The sequence below is a fragment of the Actinosynnema sp. NPDC023658 genome (assembly GCF_040639995.1).
GTDB lineage: Bacteria > Actinomycetota > Actinomycetes > Mycobacteriales > Pseudonocardiaceae > Actinosynnema.
Map to the genome: position 1 here is coordinate 1 of NZ_JBFAAX010000566.1, position 3,690 is coordinate 3,690.

A 3,690-nucleotide genomic window follows, 5' to 3' on the forward strand; every position below is an offset into this window, starting at 1 on the left:
CGCCCGGCCGACGCCGCCGGCACCGCGCGGCTCCACCCCGGCCGGTCTGCCCAAGCGCGAGCCCGCGCCGTCCGCCATCCCGTCGTCCGGCACCGCGTCGACCCCGGGTTGGGGTGCGGCGGCGGACGACAGCTGGACGGCGGCGAGCAGCGCGCTCAAGGCCCCGGTGGACGACACCACCACCGCCGGTCTGCCCAAGCGCGTCCCCAAGGCGCGGCTGATGCCGGGTTCGCTCAGCGCCCCCGCGCCGCGCGGTCCGGCGCCGTCGGCCCAGCCGTCCGCGAGCGGTGCGCCGTCGGCCGGTGTGGCGACCGCGGCCCCGCCGCGCCGTTCCGCCGACCGGTTGCGGCAGCGCTTCGCCACCTACCAGCGCGGCGTGCAACTGGGCCGCCAGACCGGCGACGAGGCCGGGCTGCCGTGGGAAGGCCTGTCGTTCAACGAGGACAACACCTCCGCCGCCAGGGGCGGCAATCAGACCAAGGAGCAGAAGTGACCCCCGCAACCGAGGAACTCGACAACTTCAGTTGGCTGGTCGATGACTTCGTCGCCCGGGTCGCGGGCGTCGCGCACGCGATCGTGGTCTCCGCGGACGGCCTGTTGCTCGCGTCCTCGGAGCGGTTGCCGATCGACCGCGCCGAACAGCTCGCGGCCGTCGCGTCCGGCCTGGTCAGCCTGAACCTCGGCGCCGCGCGCTGCTTCGAGGCGGGCGACGTCAAGCAGACCGTGGTGGAGATGGAACGGGGCTACCTGTTCCTCATGTCGATCAGCGACGGCTCGTGCCTGGCCGTGCTGGCCGCGCCCAACTGCGACATCGGCCTCATCGGCTACGCGATGACGCGGCTGGTCGAGCGGGTCGGCGTCCAGCTCACCCCGGAGATCCGCTCGCAGCTGCACGTCGCCATGCGCGGCTGAGGTCCCACCACCCGGCGAGGTCCTACTACTAGGGAAAGCAGAGCAACATGAGCGGTGGCGCTCCCGGACGGCCGGGGTCACCCGCGGCGAGCCTGACCGTCACGTCGACGAAGATCGTGGTGGCCGGCGGGTTCGGTGTCGGCAAGACGACCTTCGTCGGGTCCGTGTCGGAAATCGTGCCGCTGACCACCGAGGCGGTCATGACCGAGGCCAGCGTCGGCGTCGACGACCTGTCCGCCACGCCCAACAAGATGACCACCACGGTGGCCATGGACTTCGGCCGGGTGTCGTTGGACCAGGACCTGATCCTGTACCTGTTCGGCACACCGGGCCAGCACCGGTTCTGGTTCATGTGGGACGACCTGGTGCGCGGCGCGATCGGCGCGGTCGTGCTGGTCGACACCCGGCGGCTGTCCGACGCGTTCGCCTCGATCGACTTCTTCGAGGACCGCGAGCTGCCCTACGTGGTGGGCGTCAACTGCTTCGACGGCCTGCTGCACCACCGCATCGAGGACATCCGGGAGGCGCTGACGATCGACGAGTCGGTGCCGATCGTGCCCTGCGACGCGCGCAACCGGCAGTCGACCAAGCAGACGCTGATCACCCTGGTGCAGCACGCGATGCGGCAGCCGACGTTCGCCTGATCCACCCCGCGACGGGCCGCGACCGGAAATCCGGTCGCGGCCCGTCGTCGTGCGGGCCACACTCGTCGAGGTGACCGACGAACCGGTGCGGAAGGACGCGGCCGACTACTACGACCTGCTCAACGAGTGGGGCCCGAGCGACGACTTCTACCTCGACCTGGTGCTGTCCGCCGACGCGGTGCTCGACGTCGGCTGCGGCACCGGGATGCTGCTGCACGTGGCGCGCACCGCGGAGCACCCGGGCCGCCTCGTCGGGCTCGACCCCGACCCGGCGATGCTCGCCGTGGCCCGCCGCGCCACCGGCGTGGACTGGGTCGAGGGCGACCTGGGCACCGTGCGGTTCGACGCGGAGTTCGACCTGGTCGTCATGACCGGGCACGTGTTCCTGGTCTTCCTCACCGACGACGAGGTCCGCGAGCAGCTCGCCGCGATCCGCCGGGCGCTCCGGCCGGGCGGCCGGTTCGCGTTCGAGACCCGCAACCCCGGCGCGCGGGCGTGGGAGCGGTGGTCGCCCGAGCACGGCGTCGACATCGTCGGGGAGCACGGCGAACGGGTGCGGGTCGAGCACCGGGTGGAGAGCGTCCGGGACGGCCTGGTGCGGTTCAGCGAGACCCACAGCAGCCCGGACTGGGCGGAGCCGATCGTCGACCGGGCCACGCTCCGGTTCACCGACGCCGACCACGTCGACGCGCTGCTGCGGGAGACCGGGTTCGAGGTGGCCGAGCGCTACGGCCTGTGGGACCGCGGCCCGTTCACCGCCACGAGCCGCGAGATCATCACGATCGCACGCTGAGGTCGGCCCCCGGCAGCGCGCCGACGACGAGCGCGCCACCCGCCCGCACCAGCGGCAGCACCGCGGCCAACGCCCGCTGCGCCAACGCCTCCCGCGGCGGCACGGCCGGCTCCACGCCGTACAACCCGTGGCGCTCCACGGCGGACAGCTCCGGCAGGGCGAACGTCACGTCGTGCAGCAGGCGGCGGACACCCATGTCCGCCAACGCGGTCAGGTTGTCCTCCACCGCGTCCAGGTCCTCGGTCAGCGCCCGCGCGGACAGGCTCAGCCACAGCCGGGACGGCGGCAGGCCGGCGTCGCGCAACGCCTCCGCGACCAGGGCGGTCAGGTCCGGGTCGCGCGACTGGTCCGGCGACAACCGCACCGACACCGCCACGTCCTCCGCCGCCGCGAAGCCGCACGCCTCGTCCAGCACCCACTCGGCCAGCTGACCGCCGAGGCCGAGCTCGTCGGCGAACCGCAGGCACTCCTCGTGCGACACCGGGCCGTACTCCGCCTCGTGCCACCGCAGCCGCAGCGCCACCGCGACCCGCTCGTCGTCCCGTTCCACCGGCACGTAGTCGAGCGCGATCTCGCCGTTCTGCAACGCGCCCGGCATCGTCGCGATCAAGGACGACCTGGTGCGGTCACGGGCGTCCTGCCCGGCGTCGTAGATGCCCCACTGGCCCTTGCCGCCGCTCTCCGCGCGGCGCAGGGTGCTGTGCGCCTGGCGCAGCAGCGCCATCGCGTCCGACCCGCGCGCCGACGTGCGGACGAAGCCCATGCCCGCCGACACGCCCACTCCGTGCCCGGCCAGGCTCACCGGCTCGACCAGCGCGGCCTCGATCGCCTCGGCCAGCGCGGAGATCCCGGGCGTGGTGGGGGAGTCCTCGATCAGCACCACGAACTCGTCCCCGCCGATGCGCGCCACCGTGGCGTCCTCGTCGGCCACCACCGCGGTCAGCCGCCGCGCCACCACCTTCAGCAGCTCGTCACCGGCCTCGTAGCCCAGGCCGTCGTTGACGATGGCGACGCTGTCCACGTCCAGGTAGCACAACGTGATCGAGCCCGGTCGGCTCAGCACCTGCTCCAGCTTCGGCAGGAAGCTCTGCCGGTTCGGCAGGCCGGTCAGCACGTCGTGCAGCGCCTGGTGGCGCAGGTAGTCGCGCAGCACCCGCTGCTCGGTGGTGTCCTCGACCACGGCGACGTGCCAGCGCGGCCGACCGTCCTCGTCGCGCACCACCGACAGCGCCACGTCCGTCCACATCGGATCGCCGGCCTCGTCGGTGAACTCGCGCTGCACCCGCACCTCGTCCGCGGTGCGCGGCAGCGGGGTGAACAGGGCCGCGAGGTCCGCGGCCG

General features: G+C 73.1%; 4 protein-coding genes and 1 pseudogene. 4 read left to right on the forward strand and 1 reads right to left on the reverse strand.

From position 1 onward, the window contains the following. The 4 genes and pseudogenes from AB0G02_RS31240 to AB0G02_RS31255 all read left to right on the forward strand — a co-directional run. A pseudogene (locus AB0G02_RS31240) lies at positions 1-493 on the forward strand (hypothetical protein); the annotation flags it as partial. After that, positions 490-912, forward strand: coding sequence for a roadblock/LC7 domain-containing protein (locus tag AB0G02_RS31245; RefSeq protein WP_360801192.1), 423 nt, complete (start codon positions 490-492; stop codon positions 910-912). The pseudogene AB0G02_RS31240 and the gene AB0G02_RS31245, both read left to right, overlap by 4 nt. Positions 913-959: 47 nt before the next feature. Continuing rightward, complete coding sequence (locus AB0G02_RS31250) at positions 960-1,556, forward strand: ATP/GTP-binding protein (protein ID WP_360801195.1); 597 nt, start codon at positions 960-962, stop codon at positions 1,554-1,556. Between the two features lie 70 nt (positions 1,557-1,626). Then, entirely contained in the window at positions 1,627-2,349 is a 723-nt protein-coding gene (locus tag AB0G02_RS31255; RefSeq protein ID WP_360801199.1) for a class I SAM-dependent methyltransferase, read from the forward strand. Here the strand turns inward: AB0G02_RS31255 and AB0G02_RS31260 are convergent. Then, positions 2,333-3,690: diguanylate cyclase (locus AB0G02_RS31260; RefSeq protein WP_360801202.1), on the reverse strand; the 1,358-nt coding region annotated here is incomplete at its 5' end. The two genes, AB0G02_RS31255 and AB0G02_RS31260, sit on opposite strands and share 17 nt — an antisense overlap.

Bases quoted from the DNA above. Each gene is read 5' to 3' on its own strand.
- AB0G02_RS31250 (WP_360801195.1), top strand. From the start codon at position 960: ATGAGCGGTGGCGCTCCCGGACGGCCGGGGTCACCCGCGGCGAGCCTG.